This window comes from Synechococcus elongatus PCC 6301, from assembly GCF_000010065.1.
Lineage (GTDB): Bacteria > Cyanobacteriota > Cyanobacteriia > Synechococcales > Synechococcaceae > Synechococcus > Synechococcus elongatus.
The window spans coordinates 2,591,220-2,610,472 of the sequence record NC_006576.1; the positions used below are offsets into that span (position 1 = coordinate 2,591,220).

Below are 19,253 nucleotides of genomic sequence, written 5' to 3' on the forward strand. Positions count from 1 at the left end.
AATGACTCAATATCAGGTTGATCAAACTGGTTTACATGAAAAATTTCCAACTCATCTTCATCAATCTACCTTTTGGGAAAGTCTAGGGCGTGTTGTTGCAACTTTTGGATATTTAGAACAAGTTTTAGGAAAGGCAATTTTTGCGCTAACAGCAACAAAAGTGTATGAGGAGCATGAAGTTCAACAAATTTATGATAAGTGGCTGCATAAGCTGGAGCATGCTCTAAAAGATTCTCTAGCAAATCTCATAAATACTTACGAGCAATCAGTAAGGGAGCATCCAGATACTACGATCGAGAATCTTGACGAGCTTCTACATGACTTGAGGGAAGCCTCAAAAATGAGAAATGTTCTTTGTCATGGTTCATGGGAACCACCCGATTCAAACGGTGCTGCCATTCCATTCTTTGTTAATCATCAGATGATGATTTTTGACACTCCAATAGATTGCAAATATCTCGATCAAGTTCAACAGCATACAGTTGGATTAATATGTGCTGTTATCAATACTGTTACTGGGATAGGCTGGCAATTTCCTGGCTTGCTTAGTCCAGGCAAGCCAATTGAGTAAACACGTCCAAGCTTTTTGTGTAAATCAATGAATCTATTCTTGTCTGGCATTGTGTATTTCGCTTCTTTTCAGGTATTGGCAATCGCACAGAACCCAGCAAGTTACACCATCCCACTGGGTAAAACCATCACTGCTACTCCTAGTAATCTCACCATTCAATATCGATCGCTGGTTGCCGATTCCCGTTGTCCCACAGGGGCGCGATGCGTTTGGGCTGGGGATGCAGAGGTTGTTTTAGCGATCGCAGGCAAAGATTACAGCTTCCACACAACCCTAGAACCCCAAAGTCATGTTTTTGGACGCTACCGCGTTCGCCTCACTCAAGTCGATCCCTATCCCAGCCTCAACCCTCAACCCAATTCAAAACCCGCTGCTGTCACGATTGAAATTGAGGCGATCGCACCCAACTAACTCCAAAACATAGCTGCTTAAAACGAATAAAAGACTATAGAGATCGCATCCATGACACTCCTCAGCTCCACGATTGAATCATCACAATCTGCGAGCAAAGCGAGACCGCATCATGGAAGTTTCGACGGGCTACCTTCCGCAGGCAGTCTTCGCCCCTGCCGATCAAGGTCATCCTGCCCCGCGTGTCTTTATCTCGCCCCAGCGCTACATCCAAGGGCGAGGTGTTTTGCGGAGTGTTGGCCGCTACCTCTCCCTATTGCAGGCAAAACGAGCAGGCCTGCTGATGTCGCAACGCAGCAGTCGAAATGAAGGAGATTTATTACTAGCCGGACTGCGATCGGCTGGTGTTGATGCTGTCGTCAGCACCTTTCAGGGCGAATGTACAACCGATGAAATCACCGCTCACACCACCGCTTTTTCCAAAGAGCGAATCGACTGCGTGATTGCTGCGGGAGGTGGGAAATGTATCGATACCGGTAAAGCGATCGCGTTTCGGTTGGGGATTCCTGTCGTTGTCGTCCCGACCCTTGCCTCCAACGATGCCCCCTGTTCTGCGCTCTCTGTCCTCTACTCCCCTGAGGGAATTTCTCAAGGCGTCGAGTTCTATCCCAATAGCCCAGCCATCGTGGTTGTCGATACCGACATCATTGCCGCAGCGCCCGAACGCTACCTTGTGGCTGGGATGGGTGACGCGATGGCGACTTGGTATGAGGCGTCTGTCTGTCTTCGTAATCCGGCGGCTGTCACAACCGTGGGCGCTCGTCCCACCTTGGCTGCATGTGCGATCGGTGAAGTCTGTGCCCATACCCTCTTTCAAGAAGGCTGTGCTGCCGCTGCGGCTGTTGCCTCCAAAACGGTCAACGACGCCTTGGAGTCAGTGGTAGAAGCAAATACCTTACTTAGCGGGCTGGGCTTTGAAAGTGGTGGGTTGGCCGGCGCTCATGCTGTCGCCCAAAGCTACACAGCGATTCCCCATGTGCGTGCCAACTACCTTCACGGCGAAATGGTAGCGATGGGGACTCTTGCTCAACTGATGATGGAATCGCGCCCCAAGGAAGCAACACGAGTTGCCGAGTTTTTTGCTGCTGTTGGGCTGCCGATTCATCTTGGTCAACTCTCGCTAAGCAGTAGCGACACCCAAGCTTTAGAGATCGTTAGTGAAGCTTCATTAGGCTTCCCTTTTGTCGGTAATATGCCAATGAAAATAACACCAGAATTTGTGAAATCTGCAATTCTTGATGCTCATCACCTAGGACTCAGTATACCCGAGCAGATCGGAGACAGTGCTTATCGACATCTACAGGGCTAAACCCAATTCCCATCAGATGAGGGCAATACAAAGATCGCTTAAAACTGAGCTTGTCTTAGGCAAAGGGTATGGTGTTGTCTTGAATGATTGTCACGAGGCTCGTTGATTACTTGGATCCTACTCCGGCTGCCGCGATCGCGAAAGCCTGTTGACGGTGTTTGCGCAGGGTTTCGACTGGCAGTGGGCCGCGCAGATGTTGCCAAGGTAATGGTGCTTCAGGCTCCCAGTCTTGGAAAACGTAAAAATCCAGCGGTGGTAGTGTTCCTTTCAGCTCCTTGAAAGCGCGACGGTAGCTACCCAGCGATTCACCGTAGTGACGCACTCGTTCTAAAAGAGAACTGAGGCGGCGATCGCCTCTGGAGATCAGCGCTTGAATCACGGACCAGCTATAACTTTCAGGCCGAAATTCGATGCCCTGTGGCCGTAACTGCTTCTGCAAAAATTGCAACCGCTTCTCCGCTTTTGGCGATACGCCCTGCCATTGGAATGGCGTCTGGGCTTTGGGAACAAAGGTGCTGCAACCATAGCTGAGCCGTAGCCCCGGTGCCGCTTTCTTCAGCCCTTTCAGCATCTCTGCGGTTGCCAGCAAATCATCTTCCGTTTCGGTCGGGACTCCCGCCATACCGTAGAGTTTTAGCCCTTGTAGTCCACCGGCTTTGGCATTGACTGCCGCTTCTGTAATCTCAGCCTGAGCCAGCTTTTTGTTGATCACTTGGCGGAGTCGTTCTGAGCCACTTTCCACCGCGATCGTCAGTGACTTCGTGCCGCGCTGCGCCAAAATACTGGCAAATTTTTCAGTGACCGTATTGGTTCGTACTGAAGCCACACTGAGGCGAACATCGGTAAATTCTGGCTGTCCTAACCGGTCCAGTAAGGCCGGAAATTCAGGATGCTGCGTGACCGAAGCACCCAATAGACCAATCCGCTGCGTTGCCGTCAATCCGCGAGCGATCGCAGGTTGCAGTGATTCCTCAAGGCTGGCGGTACGGAATGGCAGGGTCAGATAGCTGGCGAGGCAAAAGCGACACATCTCAGGGCAGCTACGCACCACCTCGACCATGTAGATGCTTTCCCAAGCAGCGCGAGGTGTCACTACCGTTGAAGCGGAGAGAACATTACCGCGATAGGTCTGCTTCTCGATTTGGACTGGAATGTCGTTATCGATGGGTTGGATCGTGGCGATCGCCCCATCTGCCGCCTCATAAATCGGTTCGTAAAGCGCCGGAATATAGAGCCCTGGAACTTGAGCCAGTTGTCGGAGCTTTTCTGCTCGTGGGCGATCGCGTAGGGGTTGATAAGCGTCGATAAACGCGTCGAGCAGCACTTCACCATCCCCGACCAAGATCACATCGAAGAAATCAGCAAAGGGCTCCGGATTTGCCGTCAACGTTGGGCCGCCCCCAAACACGAGCGGATGCTCATCGCCACGATCGCGCGATCGCAGGGGGATGCCCAACTGCTCCAGCATCGCCAGAATGTTGACGTAGTCCAGCTCCCAGGACAGCGAAAAGCCCAGGAGTTCCGGCTGACGGGGCAGGGGTTCTGCAATATCTGTAAATAGGCGACTGACCTGCAGATCCGATCGCGCTGCAAGCGTTGCCCAAACAATCTGGAAACCAAGGCTGGTAATCCCGACGCTGTACTCGTTCGGGAAGGCAAAAATCAGCGGCACCGCATTGGCGATCGGTGTGGCCGGCTCAAACAACAGCGTTTCGTCAGCAAAGACGCTGCTTGCAGTTGAACTCATGACCAATCCGTAACGGCACGCCAAGCAAAGCGAGGCAAAGCCAGCATCCGTCGCCAGCGCCAAGGCTCTTGGATTAGTCGCCAAGTCCATTCCAAGTTGAGCTGTTGCAACAGCCGGGGAGCGCGTTGCTTTTGACCCGACCAAACATCAAAGCTGCCGCCAATGCCCATCCAAATCGACTGGGGCGAGAGGTGGCGATGTTCTCGAATCCAAAACTCTTGGCGGGGCACTCCTAGACCGACCGGAATTAGTTGCGGTTGCTTCGTTTCCAAATCTCGCAGCAGTTGCGATCGCTCGTCATCACTAAGAAAGCCATGCTGGACGCCAGCAACTTTTAGCGTTGGATATTGTTGCTGCCAAACTTGTGCTGCTGCCGCCGCTACACCGGGCGCACCGCCAAAGAAAAAGACTTGCCAGCCTAAACCCGCTGCTTGGCAAATCAAATCTGCTGCCAGCTCAATGCCGGGGCTGCGGCGCACTTTTCTGCCGCGTAGGCGCAGATACCAAACCACCCCAGCCCCATCAGGAATGACGAGATCGGCTTCGCGGATCGCCCGCCCTAGCTCTGGATCCTGCTCTGCCTGCATCGCCATTTCGGCATTGATCGTGATCACATGAGCCCCTTGCCCTTGACTCATGCGATCGCCCAACCAAGTGGGATAGTCCGCGCAGAGATCGACGGGAAGCTGAAAGACTTTGTGACGCTGGCGATCGGGCACGGAAACCAAAGGCATGGAGGCCATCCTGGACAAGGGCTGTTCGCTCCGGACAGATTTTGGGAGGATCAGACGATTACACGTTAATTCTAGGGAGTGAAGCGATCGCTTCGCTGCCACTGGAGAGCCATGACCCCCGCACCTTCGCCCTCGGTTGAAGCCCAACTCGATCGCTACTACCAGCAAATTCAAGCGGTCATCCTCGAGCGTCAGCATCCGGTTTCGGGGCTGATGCCAGCGAGTACGGCGGTCAATACCCACGGCAACTATCAAGATGCTTGGGTGCGGGATAACGTCTACAGCATCCTCGCCGTTTGGGGTCTAGCGATCGCCTACGGTAAGCACAGCTTGCAGCCCACGCGGGCTTATCAACTGGAGCACAGCGTCATTAAACTGATGCGCGGCCTGCTGTTCGCGATGATGCAGCAGGCGGACAATGTCGAGCGCTTCAAAAACACCCAAGATCCCCTCGACGCACTCCACGCCAAATACGACACACCTACCGGCAGCACAATCGTCGGCGATAGCGAGTGGGGGCATTTACAACTCGATGCCACGTCGCTCTTTTTGGTGATGCTGGCCCAAATGACCAACTCGGGGCTGGGGATTGTCTATAGCTTGGATGAGGTCAACTTTATCCAAAATCTGGTCTGGTACATCGGCCGCACCTACCGCACGCCGGATTACGGCATTTGGGAACGCGGCAACAAGATTAACCACGGCAACGCGGAGCTGAACGCTAGCTCGATTGGCATGGCCCAAGCGGCGCTGGAGGCAATGAGTGGCTTCAACCTGTCTGGGATTGAGGGCGATCAGTCTTCCGTAATTCACGTCATGCCCGATGAGATTGCGCGGACGCGGCTGACCTTGCAATCGCTGCTGCCTCGGGAATCGGCCTCCAAGGAAGTGGATGCGGCCACCCTGAGTGTGATTGGCTTTCCCGCTTTTGCCGTTGAAGATCCGGAGCTGATCGATCGCACCCGCCGCAAAATTGTTGAAAAACTCGAAGGCCGCTACGGCTGTAAGCGCTTCCTGCGCGACGGCCACCAAACGGCGATCGAGGATACGAGCCGCCTCCACTACGAGCCGTGGGAATTGCAGCAGTTCGAGCACATCGAGTGTGAATGGCCGCTGTTTTTTACCTACCTACTGCTCGATGCTCTATTCGCAGGCGATCGCGATCGCGCCCAACACTACCGCGAGCGACTGAATTTTCTGCAGGTACGGCAGGGTGAATTTGGCTTGCTGCCCGAGCTGTACTACGTGCCGTTGGAACGGATTGAGGCGGAGCGGGCCAATCCCCGCAGTCAAGCGCGCCTCCCCAACGACAACATCCCCTTAGTCTGGGCTCAGAGCCTCTACCTGCTGGGGCAAATGCTGGCGGATGACTTGATTGCCCCCGGTGACTTGGATCCCCTCGGGCGTCACCTGCGATCGCAGCGACCTCGGCCCCAACCGCTGGTTCAAATTGCCTTGATTGCTGAGGACGAGGCACTGCAAGCAGAACTGGCGGTGCGGGGCATTGCCAGCCAAACCCCCAGTCAAGTGGCTCCGATTCAGATTCGTAGCGCTGCTGATCTGGCGCAGGTCTATGGCCAAGTAGGCCGCAATACCAAGCTGCGCTTGACGGGTCGCCCCATTCGTCGTCTGCGCAGCCTAAGCACGGCGAAGGTCTACCGTTTGGCCGGTGAACGGGTTGTTTTTCTGCCAACCTTCCTCGATCAGCGGCAGTCCTATCTGCCCTTGGACTACACCCTGCTAATCGACCAGTTCAAGGGCGAATTACGGTACATCCAGCGCAACTGGGATGCCCTCGGCCGCCCGACCCTGACTTTGTTGCTCACTCACACCATGCTGGAAACGGGGCAGGAAGCGCTGCTCGATCTAATGGCAGAGTTGCAACAAGGCGAATGTAGTGGTGTGGCCATTAAGCTGGGGCCACTGCAACAACTGCTGCGCACTGCTTCGACGGAACGCATCGATAATCTCCACGACTTCCGGTTTGTGGAAGCTGCGGTGCAAGATGGGCAACCCCTACAGCAGTACTGGCTCCAGCATGATCCGGCCTGCGATCGCCCGCTCAGTCGTCGCCAAGAATTTGATTTGGAAGTTGAGGCTGATGTCGATGTGCTGATTCAGCAGCTGCGCGAGAGCGTCAACCTCTACGAACAGGTAGAGCTGTTGCAGGATTTGCAAGCGATCGCGGGTGAGGCTGCCGAGATTCAACTCCACAGCGATCGCCTGCCCGTCAGTCTCACAACCTTGCTGGAAGAAGTCTATGAATGTGGGGCACAACTACGGCTCTGGGGCGTGGTGCGTCGGGCTGCCGGTTTGCTGGGACGAGTGGATATCAGCCTGGCGGATGCAGTGACCGATCTACTGGTGCGGCAAAAGCAAATTGCAGTCGGCAAAGCCTACAGTCGTGATTCCTTGATTGCGGAGCCACTGACCACACCGGAACTGCAAGAAAAAATCAATCTCTACTGTCGTGAAGATATCCGTGAACGGGTTTTGACCCAAGAAATTTTGGTTCACCTCAATGTCTTGGTCAAGAGTGACCCCGATCAATTCCGAGGCTTCCTAACGCTGCGTGTCGGCTATCTGATCCTGTTGCTAACCAGTGACTTAGCGCAGGAACGAAAACTGACCCAAGATGAAGCCTACGAGCAGTTGATGCAGTTGAGTCCACATGAGGTCAAACAGCGACTGCGATCGGTGATCTTTGGCTTCGATACAGTCAATCAGTTGCTGCGTCAGCAAGAAAGCCTGCACCTCAACACAGCAGTTGCCAACATTGTTTGGCAATTGCCGGAAGCGAGCAGTGAGCCGGAAGAACCCGCTCAAAAAAACTGGCATCTACAACGGCAGCGAGAAGGAGCTCTCAATCGCGTTCCGACTCGTTTTTATCCGTGTGTTTGGGAGGTGATGTGTCACTGCCGGGGCTTGGTGATTGGTGATAAGTTAGAGCGCCGCAATCGTCTCGATAGTGATCCATTACTGGCAGAAATGACACCGGGCGAAAAGAACTTTGCGCTCTACATCGAGCATTTGCTCAACAAGATCGATGCGCCGGAATATCGGCAGATCACGATTGAAGCGCTGATGAGCTTGCATAGCTTCTTCGAAGATAATCCCAGCCTGCGACTAGAGGATTACATTGTCCTGGATGTGTTGGTGGGTCATGCTGTGCGCTTGGCTTGGCTTGCGGATCATGCTGACCGTAGCGATCGCTATGACGAAGATAAAGCTGCTGCTTGGCGGCAGTTCTATCAGCGATCGCCCGAGCAATGTCGTCGCTTTGTGGTTGAAGCCGTGCGCTTCTTGAGCGAGACAAAACAACCGGCATCTCCGGCTGAACTCCCTCGCTGAGCCCAGAAGATGGTTTGGGTTAGATGGCGACTATTGTTTCGATTGAGAAAGTCATCAGACGGGAAGCAACAGGCTTAAGCCCTTTGTTGTAAAGGATCATCATCGCAATCAACCCATGAAAAATCCCCATCTCGCAGAGGACGTGAACGACAACATTCTGTCTTGAGATGGGGACTGTTTGCGGGCGATCGCGGATGCTTAATTAAGCAGCGATCGCGGGCTCTTGGTAGGGAACAAAACTCTTTTTCGTCACTCCGCAGATCGGGCAGGACCAATCCTCTGGAATGGCTGCGAAGGGTGTCCCGGGTGCAATGCCAGAGTCCAGATCGCCTTCAGCCGGATCGTAAATGACAGAGCATTGCAGGCAAATCCATTTCTGAGTTGCCGGATTTGAGTCTGCGGGCGCTTTGCTCGCGGTGCCACTTTCTAAGGCTTGCAGGGCAACGCCGTACTGCTTGGCATGGTACTCCTCGATTGGGGTCAGCAGGCCAAAGTTTTTGGCAGCCGTTTTGAAGATGCCGGCATGCTCGCGAGACTCTTCCTCTTGCTCCTTGAATTCCGCCGCTGCACTAGCGTCTCTCTCCGTCACGGCTTGGGCATAGAACTCGGGGTACATCGTTGTGAACTCGTAGGTCTCCCCTTCGATCGCCAGTTCCAGACAGCGAGCTGCAATCTGTTTCTTCTCCTCTTCGCTGAGGCTTTCTGGATTGGCAACGACTAGTTCTGGGTGGAGCAGACGGAAGTGGGCGAAGGCATGCTCAGTCTCTTGATTAGCGGTTTCTCGGAAGAGTTTGGCGAGATCGGTGAGACCCAATTTTTTGCAGACATCTGCGAAGAAGAGGTACTTGCGGTTGGCCATCGATTCACCCCCGAAGGCAGCTTCGAGGTTGGCCAAGGTGGTGGGGTTGGAGAGGTCCATTCGGTGACAGGTGCCAGGTAACAACTTATCTAAGAATAAGTCTTAGATAAAAAGCTGTCAAACCTAAAACTAAAAAACATTGAGATCTGAGTCAAATCTAGGAGAAAGGCTAGGATGGAAGAGCCCCTGATCTGCCTGCTCTCGGTTCTATGTCTGCCTCCTCAACGCCCTCGGTCTCTATCCGCGATCGCTTGCAACAAGCGGGTTTGCGGGTAACGCCACAGCGATTTGCGGTCTATGCAAACCTGCTGGGTCGCCATGACCATCCCACGGTCGAGACAATCCTGCAGGACATCAATCAAGAGTTGCCGATGGCGTCTAAGGCCGCTGTTTATGGCGCACTTTCGGTACTACGCGAAGTTGGCCTAATTCGGGAAGTGCTGCTCGATGAAGGGATTACCCGCTACGACGCGCGCACGGAGCCACACCATCACTGCCGCTGTGAGAGTTGTGGGGGGATTCAAGACTTGGACTGGACAGCGATCGCCCCGATTGATCTCAGTGCTGTGCCCGCAGGCTTTCGTCCCGATCGCTATGAGGTCACGATTTTAGGCCAATGTGCGGCTTGTGCTACATCCATTCGCAAGCCTAAAAACTAGCCTTAGAGTTTTTCCAGGAATTTCGAGAGCGCCGCATCGTCGAGCCAGCCAGTATAGGCAGCGTAGCGACAGCAATCACGGCCCGTTGCAGGATCTGGGCTACTGACAAAAATATGTTGTACCCGCAGCGGATTCAGCCAGCGCCAAATTTTGACCCCGTCGGGTTGGCTCTTCAGCACCGCTGCCTTAGCAAAGTTCCGGTGGTTGCACTCGGTGAGATTAAGGCTGCGGAGTTGAGCGATGAGGGTACCAGCGCGATCGCGAGGACGGGGCGCAATCGAGGGCTGTTTCCAGAATTGAGCGATCGCATCAGCGACTTGAGGATGGGATTTCAGGCGCGCGTGGGAAATATCTTTCAGCGTAACCAGCGTGGCTCGCTCAAACTCTGAACCGTTGACTGGCACGAGGCCATCACTATAGTCGCCTAGGTCACTGACGATTGAAGCCGTGGGGATTTGAGCCGCGATCGCTTCAGCCAAAGGACGACGGTTTCGCCCTAAATCCTTGGCAATACTCGGCAATCGACCGAAGGGGTCGAGCAATCGACAGACATCTGAACCACTGACTGGCGACCCAACTAGCACCAAGCTATGGGTGCGGTCCCACCACTCACGATGACGGCTGAGGACTTCCAGCCAAATCAACCCACCCATGGAATGCCCTAGGAAACGCAGGGGCCGATCCGGATATTGCGCGATCGCCTCGAGAACGACTGCTTCCACACTCTGGATCAGAGGTTCGATCGCAATCCAAGTGCGGAATCGCCCTAAATTCGGCGCGTAGACCTGCGAGTACTGCGGCGCGATGCTCTGGGCCATCTGCTGAATGGGGTACGAGCGATCGTCCCAGCCATGTTGGGCAAAGAGGAGAAAAGGGGTCTCACGATCGGGGTGATCCACGGTGGTCGTCCGAGCCTGATCCATCGTAGGGTCGATGGGGAGAACGATCCCACTCTAACGATCGCGATCGGCTCTCTGAGAACGTTGCAAATGCGATCCGCTTCGGAAGCTTCTTATCTATTCAGGAATCATTGAAAAGATGTTGAGCGATTGCCGCTCAACATCTTCCTTCTTCGCTCCCAAGAGTTGGAGGGTGAATCAGCGATCGCCAGTTCAGGCTTAGAAGCTAGCAAAAGCGACTTGGCAGGCAGAATTCATCAATTCAGCATCAGCAGGAGTTGAAGGGGGCTGCCCATTCAGGAAGCCCTGCTGGCAATCGGCTACTGCTTGATAGGTTTGTCCTTGGTAGCCAAAGGCAAATTTGACTTGACTGCTATTGATAGGAGCAACCGTTCCGTAATAAAGCGTGTAAGCACTGTTGGGCACTGAAACGTAGGTCACGTTGCTGCTGATCGCATTGTCTATCGAGCTGCCAATAATCGCAGCACTCGTGAGAGTTGTGACCCCCCAAACAGCAGCGTTAGCCCCCCACCAACCCCAAGGTGGACTGCTCCAACCACCGTACCAACCGTAGCCGCCCCAGGGCCGTGCAGCGACCCAATTGTTGTTTACCCAGGCTGGACGAGTATTGATGTTATTGATATTAACTGGGCGATTATTAATAATGACGTTTCCAGAATTAATCGGTCGGTTGTAGACTGGCTGATTAATCACAGGACGATCGAAATTATCGCGTTGCCAATTGGGCTGATCTACCGGTCTATCAAAGTTATCGCGTTGCCAGTTCGGTTGTTCGACTGGACGATCTGGAAAGTCAGCGGGGCGATCGATCGGCCGACTAAAGTCTGGTCGCCCCCAACCCCCAGGTCTGGCTTGGAGAGGTAGAGCCAGACCAGTATTCACCATTAGTGCCAGACCAAAGCATGCCAGAGCCGTTTTCATTGTTGCTGCCTGTTTGAGTTCAACTGGCTGGCCGGGCCAACAGACCTAATACTCTGCTCACCCCTCTGAACTCACTCTAATTTCTGCACTCTCGGAAGAAGCAGTCCGTTACGAGTTCTTTAACTTGGCCGTGGGGGATTCACAGCTTTAGTAATAACAATTTGTTAAAAACAACTGGCGACAATCTGTGTAATTACAGTTTTCAGTAAAAAGATGCTATGAAGCTGAGGGGTGCGATTGCGGTCTTCCCTGCTTGTCGACCGGTAATGGGATCAACTATCTGAGTGAGTCAGTTCTAAGGCTGTACAGGCAACCAGAGCTGCGGCTTGCTGGGCTGCTTTGATCGATCGCCCGACCCCGCTGCCCAACTTCTCGCCACGAAACCAGACCTCAGCAGCAAAAGCTGCTGGATCGCCACAGGCGTCACTGCGCTGCTCAGTACGGTATTCCGGAAGTTCTTGATAGCGCTGTAAGGTCCACTCTTGGAGAGCTGCTTTATAGTTGCCCCGCGTTGGATCTTGGAGCATGGCCGTGGCCCGTTGCTGCAAGTGCGGATCGAGCCAAGAGCGAATTGGGTCAAGATTGCGCTGACTGAGGTACAGCGCCCCGAGCAGAGCTTCAAAGGCTTCCGCTAAGCGGCTTTGCTGACCCGCGCGATCGTTGGCTGCCGTCTTACCCACGCGTAGGACACGCTCCAGGTTATAGCTAGCTGCGATCGCGGCGAGGGTGCGATCGCTCCCAAGTTCTGAACGCAGGGCAGAACAATCGCCCACGGATAAGTCGGGATAGTGACGATCGAGGAAGTCAGCGATCGCTAAGCGCAGCACAGCATCCCCCAAAAACTCCAAGCGATCGTAGTGGTCCTCAGCGGCGCTGGGATGGGTCAACGCCCGATCGATTTGCTGCCAATCCAGCTCTGGCGCGATCGTCAGAGGCAATTTAGTTAGCAACCGCTGCAGTTGCTTGAGGCGCTGCGGTTCGACTGCGATCGCTGAATGGGAATGAGAAACTGTCACAACCGACAAGGAATAAAGTAGGGAAAGCAGGACATAAGCCGGGTTCTGTTCTCTGTCGAAGACAGAGGGCAGTTATCTCTCTGGGATGGCTATTACTAGCCACCTCTAGCGGTCCATAAACGGAACAGGTAAAAGACCAACCGTTGTCCCTCCACCTTGCTCCCAACCGGGGTTTACCGAGCCAACACCTCTCGATGTTGCTGGTGCGCTCTTACCGCACCCTTGCACCCTTACCTGTGCCTGCAAGCAGGCCATCGGCGGTATGTTTCTGTGGCACTCTCCTCACGGTCACCCGCACTGGGCGTTACCCAGCAAGTCTGGTCTTTTGGGAGCCCGGACTTTCCTCAGCCCATAACCGAAGCCTGAGCCGCAACTGCCTCGCCTCCTTTCCCCGCTTCTAGTGTGCGAGTTTGTGCCGGAGCTTCTGGAGCATTCGGCTAGCTGGAACGGCTGAACGGGTTTGTTCCTTTGACCTGGGCACAGAGATTTACCTCAGTCATTCTTGATCTCGAGGCTACGATCGCTGCCGTTGGTAAATCACCAAGAGGATGATAGTCAGCAGCAGGTAACTCAGAATGCCGATAGTCACGGAAGGTAGGTCTGGGCGCGAATCTTGGTGGGTTAGCAGCAGAGCGAGTCCTGGATTACGCATGGCGGTGACGATGGCGACGGTCGTTTGCTGAGTTGTCTCACGACCGGCAAGAACCTGACCCAGCCCTAGCGACAGACCGATCAGGGCCAACATGCCTACAAAAGCAATGCCGTTGTTGACCAGAAATTTCCAGATTAGCGGGGCAGTCTTGACTAGAATTAGCAAGCTGAGGATGACCAAGATTAGTTGGGCGATCGCCACCACCCGAGGCTGCCAGCGCGTGGCGGTGGTTGGTGACAGGGAACGCCACAGCATCCCAGCCAAAACGGGCAACACCTGAACACCAAAGACCTGTCCTGCCACCGTTAGAGCCGATAGAGTCCAGATGCTGGCTCCAAAAGCTGCCGTGAAACCGTAGACAAAAATCGGGACTGTGACGATTGCAAGGATCGCGGCACCTAGTTGAATCCGAATAGCCAGCAAATGCTCTCCGCCGGCTTGAGCTGCCCGCTGTTGAGCGAGGGGCGCACTAGGACAGACCAACATCAACGCGATCGCTGCGATTGCAGTCCGCTCAACAAAAGGCAGGAGTATCGCGAGGAGTCCAGCCCCCAGCAAGGGCAGCAGCACCGTTGTCCCCAACAGCGATCGCAGTACGAGAGCACGTTGGGTCTGGAGGCGGATCAAGGCAGAGAAGGATATCTGCGAGCCCAAGCCCACCATCATCGTGATCACCGAGGCCGAGATCAAGACTGGAATGATTGAATCCACGGCCTTCCTTTGGGCGATCGCCCGTATCCAGCTGGTATTAAGGGGTCAGTGGTGGGGCTGTTGCCCAGACCTACCTTTGATCTTGGCAGTCCTGATCACTCGGCAGCAACTAATAACCGTGCTGCAAAATCATTGCGACCCCGTTCTTTGACGCGGCGCACTGCTTGATTGGCCACTCGGAATAATTGCTCGGGTGTGTGTTGGGGCTGCGGAATCACTGTGGCAATGCCATAGCTGAGAGTTGGCAAGACTGGTAAGTCTGCCTCGCTATTGGCCAAGCGCTCTTGGAGCTTAGCCACAACAGCGATCGCTCCAGAAGAATCCGTACTAGGGAGCAGCAAGACGAACTCTTCACCGCCGAAGCGAGCAACAAAATCTTGATTCTGGCGGATGCCAGTTTTGAGAGTTTGGGCAACATGTTTTAGACAGCGATCACCCTGTTCATAGCCAAAGCGATCGTTGACAGTTTTGAACAAATCGATGTCTGCCACAATCAGCGAAAGTGACTGTTGCTGGAGTAATGCCGTTTGCCAGAGTTCGGCAAAGGTTTCATCAAACGCCCGACGATTAGGAATTTGAGTCAGTGTGTCGGTGTAGGCCAGCTTATGCAGCTCAACATTGACGGCTTGAACGGACCGATAGAGCTGGGCTTGTTCAATCGCGAGCCCCAACTGAACCGCAACCGATTCCAAGAGATCAATCTCATCACGATTCCAGTGATGATGGCTGCTGTAGTGAGCCAAGCTGATTAAGCCATTCGGGCGATCTTGGGCGGAGGTTCGCACCAGTAGCAGTGATTGGGGAGGCTCTACAGTCGGAATCACCTCGGACTGATATTGGTCAAAAGTGATCGCATTGTCTTGTTGTAAAGCCTGCTGGACTAACGCATCGGGTAACTGCCATTGGATGGAACGATGGATTTGCTCGGGCCGCACGTAATGCGACATCGAACAGATGGTTGAAGCATCCGTACAAGTGCTGATTGAGCAGTGATCAATTTCTAGGGTTTCACCCAATTCCTGCGCAGCAAGTTGGCAAATTTGATCGAGATCCAAACTGCTTCGCACCAAATTGCCCAGCCGCCGCTTAAAGCGTGCCAGGCTCCAGCGATGCTCCGCTTGATAGAGCGATCGCCGCAATTCCAGCTCACGAATCACCTGGCGGCTGAGGATTCTGAGGGCTTGCTGTTGCAGGTCATTCAGATGACGGGGTTTGCGGTCAATGACACAGAGGGTCCCGAGAATTTGTTCGTCATCCGTAATCAAAGGAGACCCCGCATAGAAGCGAATATGTGGCTCCTGGGTTACGAAGGGATTGTCGACAAAGCGAGGATCAGCCTTGGCGTCTTCCACGATGAATAAATCTTCTTGCTGAATCGCGTGGCCACAAAATGATGTGGAGCGCGGGCTGGAGTCATCCTCGAGGCCAACTCTGGATTTAAACCATTGGCGATCGCGATCAATCAAGCTGATCAAAGCGATCGGTACCTCACAAATCGCCGCAATCAACTGCGTCAGGTCATCAAAATGTTGCTCGGGCGGCGTATCAAGGATGCCATAGCGATAGAGCGCTGCCAGACGCTGCTCTTCAAAACGGGTAGGAATACACTGCAGCATGGGAATCGTTTACCAATCGCTAGTGGCAGGAGTCGTCATCGTTCAAGAGCGAGCAGGAGTCTATGGGTTTACTTGAAAACTCAAGCTGATTTCAACATAACCTTACCGTCTGTTTGAGGGAGAGATGCTCTTATTGGATTGAAACTGTTCAATTAATAAAAGGCGCACATCTAAACTGACGGGGCTCCGTAAGCGAGTCTCCATCTGCTGGCGGATGTCATCCACTAAATTTGCTGAGATCACATCAGGTGGCGCCTCTAATGCAATTTCAAGATGGGTAGTCTGCCCTTGCAACTGGACTCGGATGTCCCGGAGGCGGACGCCTGTCACAGCGCTATAACGACTGCGCAAAACATCTTCTGCAACCGTCACTACTTGGGCCCGGCGAACAGCTGCTTGCAGTGAAAGGCCCAAGGGAATAGTCAGGGTGAACATCGCAAGCACTGCAGCCATCAAACCCTGCCGAGCGCGGGTAAAGGTGCCGTAGTTCTGCCAGAGAAAAACCCCACTGCTTGCCAAAATAATCCCTACCAAGTTGGTGAGGAATAACAGGAAGGAGCCGCCGGCAATGGGGAGAGAACCAAGGGCCAAACCTAACCCCACCACGCTCAGCGGCGGTACCAAGGCCACCGCGATCGCGACTCCAGGCAGTGTATTGGCAATATCGCGCCGACATTGGGCAAGGGCACCAGTCGCTCCCGCTGCCAAAGCAACCCCCAAGTCCAGCAACGTGGGCTGGGTGCGACCCATGATTTCAGAGCCTGGATCGATACTGCCTAAGATGCCGCCGATGATGACGGCAACCGTCACAGTGAGTAGAGCACCTGTGCTCAAAGCGAGGAGCGATCGCTTGAGCAAGCGTCGGTTCCCTGCCACGATCGCATAGCCGATCGCCAAAATGGGACCCATTAGTGGCGCAACAATCATCGCCCCAATAATCGTCGCCGCACTGTTTGCTAAGAGGCCAAAACTGGCGATTGAACCCGACAAGAGCAGCAACAGATAGTAGTCGGAAGTTGGCTCAGCAATTTTCCAAAGACTGCGGTTCAAGACGGGGAGACTGACGGGCCTGCCACCTATCCACTTCCAGCGGCCACTATTACGTTGGACAGCATCCTGAACTCGTCGACGCTGCCGAATCAATTGCCGCCGGGCACCAAAGGACAGCTTCATACTGAAAATAGAATTTAGGGAAGAACCTCAAGGCTGGCCGCTAAGCCTAGGCTGCTGAGCGATTGTAGAAGCTGATCGGCCCGCTGACGATCGCGAAAAATACCAGCTTGCATTCGACCCCGACTATCGGCAAAGGCATCGGGTACTAAGCTGATCAGGCTTTGTTGTTCTGCACTGTTGTGGACTTGGACAAGGAGGCGATAGCGCGGCCCGGAGGGTTCTGCAAGGGCTTGAGGTGGTGGCGGTGGATTGCCACTGCTTGGATCAAAGGAGCGATCGCTCAGTAAGAGCCGTGGAACGCCTGGATCCTCGGGACGGCTGGTGGGAATGGGGGCATTGGGGACCGCCAAACGATCGCTGGAGATCACAGGTGTTGCGATCGGTGGTGCGGCTTCTAGTGGTTGAAGAACACGACTGGGGGGTGGTTGGTCTAGCCACGCTGTGTTGGACTGCGCCCAGCTTGGAGCTGGCAAGCCTAGCAAAGCGATCGGTAGTAACCAACCCGATATCCGCATCGATCCACTTATGAGGGCACTTTAAGCTATCGCATTCTGCAGACGAGACAAGCAGCACAGGGGTTCCACTCTGCAACCTGTAAAGTAAGGGTCGAGCGATCGCTAGATGAATTCATTTAAATATTGCTGAGTGAGCTCCGAGTCGCTTTCAGGGGAGATTGTCGATGTCGAATAGAAGAGGGCAAGCACTACGGCCAGCGGTGGGCGATCGCAGTCCCTCCTTTGCTGAAAATTATTCGTTTCTCAGGGATTAAGACTGGCGCCGCCAATGTTCCAGTTGCCGCCGCACCCGATCATCCAAGCGGCTTCCGAGGGTTTTAGGTTGGTGTTTGCGCCGTTGCTGGGCTTGCCACTGGCGAACTTTTTGAATTGAAGCTTCGACATCGAGAGCCAGTCGATGGGTCGACATCCACTCGGCACCAAAGCCAATCACTGTCAGTTGCTGGGCGCGATCGCTGGTGGCAACAATGACCCGCTGACGGGCAGTCCGCAAGGCGTCACGGTGACTCGCACAGGTCATTTCTATATAAGTATCAGCCGTCTGCTCTGAGTCTGTGTAGCTGACGACGAGCTGCTCAGTCACTTGCTCCTGTTGACCTGGGGTTGCTCGATATTGAGCATCAAAAACAACATTGGTCAGATAGCCTTGGTAGGCACTGTAATTACTCAGCAACTCAACCAGTTCTGTGCGAGCTGCTTCCAAGCCATGGCGATCGCGCAGTTGCTGTAAGTGTTGCCAAGCACCAATGACGTTGTAGCCATCGACAAGCAGCAGAGCAGACATGATCTGGAGGAGTGGCACTTACTTCGTTAGTGTGACACTTCCGTCACAATCCTCTGCGGTTGATCCTGCCGGTTTCGCTCGCTACATGAGCTAAAGATCCAGACTCAGAGCTGGTTGAGACAGGCTTTTACCGTTTCTACAGATCCTGTCGCTACAACTCGCCCCTGTTGCAAGAGACAAGCCCCATCGGCGGCTTCGAGTTCTTCGAGCCGGTGAGTAACCCAGAGAGCTGTCAAACCGCGATCGCGCACTAATTGTTGAACTTGCTGAACTAAGTCGCGCTGACTGTCGCTATCCAAGAGCGCGGTGGGTTCGTCAAACAGGAGTAATTCACAGTGGCGAGCGATCGCACCAGCGATCGCCACCCGTTGCTTTTGACCACCACTCAAGGCATAGATCGGCCGCCTTTCGTAATGTGCTAGCCGGACGGCTGCTAGGGCTTCAGCCACACGCTCTTGAGCTTGAGTGACCGACAGACCCTCTTCGACTAATCCAAAGGCTACATCCGCCCCGACAGTAGGCATCACCAATTGATGATCGGGATTCTGAAAGACAAACCCCAAGGGGCGATCGCAGGCGATCGTGCCGGATTGCAGCGGCAACAGTCCAGCAATCAGGCGCAGCAGCGTTGATTTACCACTGCCGTTATCCCCCAACAGCATCCAGAACTCGCCCCGGGGAATTTGGAGATCGCAATCCTGGAGGATGAACGAGTCGGGCGACCAGCCAAAACTGAGCGATCGCACGTCAAGAGCAAAATGAGAAGTGACCGATGGATATTCCAAGAATGCTGAGAGGGCTAAAAGTCAGCTGAGAAGCTTTAGAAATAGTGAAGCAGTCTCAGGGATATCGCCTAACCGAGACTGCTTTGCCGCATCAAGTCACTCAACAAGCTGCGACGCTTGGGGCGATCGCTTGGTGAGTAACCGTTATTCGCCAATCACAGCAAAGCCAGGACGCTTGACCGTGGCACTACCGCCCGACTTCTCGTAGAGCTGGACCGAGGCGATCCCGCTGGTGAGCACTGCCAGCTTCTTCTCAGCCTGGAACTCGCAGTGCAGCTCCAATACGCTTGGCTGGCCGCTGCGCAAGGCCTCAACCACTTGCTGATAGGCCGCCTGTGCAGCTTCTGCTTCTTTGCGCTGCACCGAAACCGGCATGGGCGTGAACTTCAGGGAAATCTCAAGGATGTACATGGAAGCCTGCGAGACACAACGGCAGCGATCGCTTCCAGTATCTCAGATCAATATCCCTCCCCGATGGGAGGCAGCCTGCCTATAATGAGACGACAGTAACGAAACGTT

Annotated in this window: 18 protein-coding genes and 1 other RNA gene; 5 read left to right on the forward strand and 14 right to left on the reverse strand. The window is 54.2% G+C overall.

Features of this window, described 5'->3' with window-relative positions:
- The first annotated feature begins 1 nt into the window (after nucleotide 1).
- The 3 genes from SYC_RS12820 (at nucleotide 2) to SYC_RS12830 (ending at nucleotide 2,291) form a co-directional block, all read left to right on the forward strand.
- Entirely contained in the window at nucleotides 2-571 is a 570-nt protein-coding gene (locus tag SYC_RS12820; protein WP_011378129.1) for a hypothetical protein, read from the forward strand.
- 27 nt (nucleotides 572-598) lie between these two features.
- A complete protein-coding gene (locus SYC_RS12825) occupies nucleotides 599-982 on the forward strand; it encodes a hypothetical protein (protein ID WP_011244742.1) in 384 nt (127 codons plus the stop codon).
- 112 nt (nucleotides 983-1,094) lie between these two features.
- Nucleotides 1,095-2,291, forward strand: coding sequence for a glycerol dehydrogenase (locus tag SYC_RS12830; protein WP_011244743.1), 1,197 nt, complete (start codon nucleotides 1,095-1,097; stop codon nucleotides 2,289-2,291).
- A 106-nt stretch (nucleotides 2,292-2,397) separates the two neighbouring features.
- On the opposite strand, the gene SYC_RS12835 is transcribed toward SYC_RS12830, so the two are convergent.
- Nucleotides 2,398-4,038 (reverse strand): B12-binding domain-containing radical SAM protein, encoded by a 1,641-nt coding sequence (locus tag SYC_RS12835; RefSeq protein WP_011244744.1) that lies wholly within the window; start codon nucleotides 4,036-4,038, stop codon nucleotides 2,398-2,400.
- Entirely contained in the window at nucleotides 4,035-4,772 is a 738-nt protein-coding gene (locus tag SYC_RS12840; RefSeq protein ID WP_050738297.1) for a WecB/TagA/CpsF family glycosyltransferase, read from the reverse strand. Before SYC_RS12840 ends, SYC_RS12835 begins: the two co-directional genes overlap by 4 nt.
- A 111-nt stretch (nucleotides 4,773-4,883) precedes the next feature.
- Between SYC_RS12840 and SYC_RS12845 the strand changes: the two genes are divergently transcribed.
- Nucleotides 4,884-8,123 carry a glycoside hydrolase family 15 protein gene (locus SYC_RS12845; protein WP_011244746.1) on the forward strand — a complete coding sequence of 1,080 codons (3,240 nt, stop codon included), beginning with the start codon at nucleotides 4,884-4,886 and terminating at the stop codon, nucleotides 8,121-8,123.
- Nucleotides 8,124-8,325: 202 nt separating this feature from the next.
- Here SYC_RS12845 and SYC_RS12850 read toward each other — a convergent pair whose 3' ends face one another.
- Nucleotides 8,326-9,042: a rubrerythrin family protein gene (locus tag SYC_RS12850; protein ID WP_011244747.1), complete on the reverse strand. Its 717-nt coding sequence runs from the start codon at nucleotides 9,040-9,042 to the stop codon at nucleotides 8,326-8,328.
- 149 nt (nucleotides 9,043-9,191) lie between these two features.
- Here SYC_RS12850 and SYC_RS12855 point away from each other — a divergent pair, with 149 nt between their 5' ends.
- On the forward strand, nucleotides 9,192-9,641 hold the full coding sequence (locus SYC_RS12855) for a Fur family transcriptional regulator (protein WP_011244748.1): 450 nt from the start codon (nucleotides 9,192-9,194) through the stop codon (nucleotides 9,639-9,641).
- Nucleotides 9,642-9,643: 2 nt separating this feature from the next.
- Here SYC_RS12855 and SYC_RS12860 read toward each other — a convergent pair whose 3' ends face one another.
- The 11 genes from SYC_RS12860 to SYC_RS12905 all read right to left on the reverse strand — a co-directional run bounded on the left by SYC_RS12860 (nucleotide 9,644) and on the right by SYC_RS12905 (nucleotide 19,145).
- Complete coding sequence (locus tag SYC_RS12860) at nucleotides 9,644-10,564, reverse strand: alpha/beta hydrolase (RefSeq protein ID WP_011244749.1); 921 nt, start codon at nucleotides 10,562-10,564, stop codon at nucleotides 9,644-9,646.
- A gap of 195 nt (nucleotides 10,565-10,759) precedes the next feature.
- Nucleotides 10,760-11,482: a hypothetical protein gene (locus SYC_RS12865; RefSeq protein WP_011244750.1), complete on the reverse strand. Its 723-nt coding sequence runs from the start codon at nucleotides 11,480-11,482 to the stop codon at nucleotides 10,760-10,762.
- Nucleotides 11,483-11,754: 272 nt separating this feature from the next.
- The gene (gene rnc, locus SYC_RS12870; RefSeq protein WP_011244751.1) at nucleotides 11,755-12,498 is read right to left on the reverse strand and encodes a ribonuclease III; all 744 of its coding nucleotides are present in this window, start codon (nucleotides 12,496-12,498) and stop codon (nucleotides 11,755-11,757) included.
- Between the two features lie 18 nt (nucleotides 12,499-12,516).
- Nucleotides 12,517-12,888: RNase P RNA component class A (rnpB, locus tag SYC_RS13335), an RNA gene on the reverse strand.
- 124 nt (nucleotides 12,889-13,012) lie between these two features.
- Nucleotides 13,013-13,861 (reverse strand): hypothetical protein, encoded by an 849-nt coding sequence (locus SYC_RS12875; RefSeq protein ID WP_011244752.1) that lies wholly within the window; start codon nucleotides 13,859-13,861, stop codon nucleotides 13,013-13,015.
- 95 nt (nucleotides 13,862-13,956) lie between these two features.
- Nucleotides 13,957-15,477, reverse strand: coding sequence for a sensor domain-containing diguanylate cyclase (locus tag SYC_RS12880; protein WP_011244753.1), 1,521 nt, complete (start codon nucleotides 15,475-15,477; stop codon nucleotides 13,957-13,959).
- Between the two features lie 102 nt (nucleotides 15,478-15,579).
- Nucleotides 15,580-16,650, reverse strand: coding sequence for a TIGR00341 family protein (locus SYC_RS12885; RefSeq protein ID WP_011244754.1), 1,071 nt, complete (start codon nucleotides 16,648-16,650; stop codon nucleotides 15,580-15,582).
- A 14-nt stretch (nucleotides 16,651-16,664) separates the two neighbouring features.
- Nucleotides 16,665-17,165 carry a hypothetical protein gene (locus SYC_RS12890; RefSeq protein WP_011378122.1) on the reverse strand — a complete coding sequence of 167 codons (501 nt, stop codon included), beginning with the start codon at nucleotides 17,163-17,165 and terminating at the stop codon, nucleotides 16,665-16,667.
- Nucleotides 17,166-17,415: 250 nt separating this feature from the next.
- Complete coding sequence (locus SYC_RS12895) at nucleotides 17,416-17,949, reverse strand: NYN domain-containing protein (protein ID WP_011378121.1); 534 nt, start codon at nucleotides 17,947-17,949, stop codon at nucleotides 17,416-17,418.
- A 104-nt stretch (nucleotides 17,950-18,053) separates the two neighbouring features.
- Nucleotides 18,054-18,695 (reverse strand): energy-coupling factor ABC transporter ATP-binding protein, encoded by a 642-nt coding sequence (locus SYC_RS12900; protein WP_011244756.1) that lies wholly within the window; start codon nucleotides 18,693-18,695, stop codon nucleotides 18,054-18,056.
- Between the two features lie 183 nt (nucleotides 18,696-18,878).
- Complete coding sequence (locus SYC_RS12905; protein WP_011244757.1) at nucleotides 18,879-19,145, reverse strand: hypothetical protein; 267 nt, start codon at nucleotides 19,143-19,145, stop codon at nucleotides 18,879-18,881.
- Between the last annotated feature and the right edge of the window lie 108 nt (nucleotides 19,146-19,253).

Coding starts and splice junctions, on each gene's coding strand:
- SYC_RS12820 (WP_011378129.1), top strand. CDS start 2: ATGACTCAATATCAGGTTGATCAAACTGGTTTACATGAAAAATTTCCA.
- SYC_RS12825 (WP_011244742.1), top strand. CDS start 599: ATGAATCTATTCTTGTCTGGCATTGTGTATTTCGCTTCTTTTCAGGTA.
- SYC_RS12830 (WP_011244743.1), top strand. CDS start 1,095: ATGGAAGTTTCGACGGGCTACCTTCCGCAGGCAGTCTTCGCCCCTGCC.
- SYC_RS12835 (WP_011244744.1), bottom strand. CDS start 4,038: ATGAGTTCAACTGCAAGCAGCGTCTTTGCTGACGAAACGCTGTTGTTT.
- SYC_RS12840 (WP_050738297.1), bottom strand. CDS start 4,772: ATGCCTTTGGTTTCCGTGCCCGATCGCCAGCGTCACAAAGTCTTTCAG.
- SYC_RS12845 (WP_011244746.1), top strand. CDS start 4,884: ATGACCCCCGCACCTTCGCCCTCGGTTGAAGCCCAACTCGATCGCTAC.
- SYC_RS12850 (WP_011244747.1), bottom strand. CDS start 9,042: ATGGACCTCTCCAACCCCACCACCTTGGCCAACCTCGAAGCTGCCTTC.
- SYC_RS12855 (WP_011244748.1), top strand. CDS start 9,192: ATGTCTGCCTCCTCAACGCCCTCGGTCTCTATCCGCGATCGCTTGCAA.
- SYC_RS12860 (WP_011244749.1), bottom strand. CDS start 10,564: ATGGATCAGGCTCGGACGACCACCGTGGATCACCCCGATCGTGAGACC.
- SYC_RS12865 (WP_011244750.1), bottom strand. CDS start 11,482: ATGAAAACGGCTCTGGCATGCTTTGGTCTGGCACTAATGGTGAATACT.
- SYC_RS12880 (WP_011244753.1), bottom strand. CDS start 15,477: ATGCTGCAGTGTATTCCTACCCGTTTTGAAGAGCAGCGTCTGGCAGCG.
- SYC_RS12885 (WP_011244754.1), bottom strand. CDS start 16,650: ATGAAGCTGTCCTTTGGTGCCCGGCGGCAATTGATTCGGCAGCGTCGA.
- SYC_RS12890 (WP_011378122.1), bottom strand. CDS start 17,165: ATGCGGATATCGGGTTGGTTACTACCGATCGCTTTGCTAGGCTTGCCA.
- SYC_RS12895 (WP_011378121.1), bottom strand. CDS start 17,949: ATGTCTGCTCTGCTGCTTGTCGATGGCTACAACGTCATTGGTGCTTGG.
- SYC_RS12905 (WP_011244757.1), bottom strand. CDS start 19,145: ATGTACATCCTTGAGATTTCCCTGAAGTTCACGCCCATGCCGGTTTCG.